The sequence below is a fragment of the Candidatus Obscuribacterales bacterium genome (assembly GCA_036703605.1).
Lineage (GTDB): Bacteria > Cyanobacteriota > Cyanobacteriia > RECH01 > RECH01 > RECH01.
Window position 1 is genome coordinate 1 of the sequence record DATNRH010000556.1, and the last position, 1,006, is coordinate 1,006.

A 1,006-nucleotide genomic window follows, 5' to 3' on the forward strand; every position below is an offset into this window, starting at 1 on the left:
GGCTTCCACCGCCAACACTCAGGGCTAACCGGCTTCTGATACAACCGCATCGGCGCACTGCCCACTATCTCAGTGTAAGCCTGAAACCGCTGGCACTCATGCCGCCTAAGACATAGCTGGGCGTTGCCTGATCCGGTGCAGGGGGTCACTGTGGCGGCTCCGGTAATGGCATCCAGTGGCTGGGCTGCCTAATGAAAGATGAATCTTTTCTGACAGAGATGTTTCCGAGAGTGTTATAGAATTTTCCATCCATAAAAAAGCCAAGCCTTGGTAGCTTTGTCTTTGTCGCATTGTCTGGACTTAATATTACCCAGTATTCTATTGATGGCAACCCAAATTCTGGCGCACTTTCGGGCAACCTATCCTCAACACTCATCCATTCACTCATATCGAATAAGCGCCCGAAATCCAATTATAGTTGACCTCTCCCCGGCTGCGTAACTCCAGCAAATGCCACCGGGTTTCTGTCGGATGCTTTCCAATCTTATCCGCTATCCGCCCGCAACCTTGGGCGCCATCGCTTGCAAGTATGGCAACAATCTCTGCCTGGGTGGAGTCGTTGTAAAGGTCTTCGCGGTCTTGGGTTGCTTGGTCGCGATTTAGTGTCATGCGCTTTCTCTCCATTTGCAATCTCGGCAGGATGGATCTGTGGCCCTGTAGCTATGGCCGCATGTGTTTGAATCTGGCAAAGGCAACCAAGGCTCACCAGGGTGCGGCCTATCTTTGCAGGAATAGCGATGCGATGGGCTGACCATGCTGTGGTTTAAGTCGGCCTCTGGCTTATAGGTCATTAGCCCCTAACTCCCAAGTAAAGCCACCGGCTGCCATTGCTGATCAGCCCTACCATAGTCTTGCTGACGCCATAATCTTCAGCTACCCGCCCCACACTGTGCTCTTTCGCCAATTTTTTGAGCCTATCACGCTCAGCGGCTGCGGCCCTCAGTGTCAATGCATCATCGTATGTCATATCACCATAGGCCATGCGCTCGCCCTTCCAGCGTTCGCC

Annotated in this window: 1 protein-coding gene; it reads right to left on the reverse strand. The window is 52.7% G+C overall.

The genetic code is table 11. The features are described from left to right. Positions 1–790: 790 nt before the first annotated feature. A partial coding sequence (locus V6D20_11910; protein HEY9816484.1) for a hypothetical protein occupies positions 791–1,006 on the reverse strand: 216 nt, incomplete at its 5' end.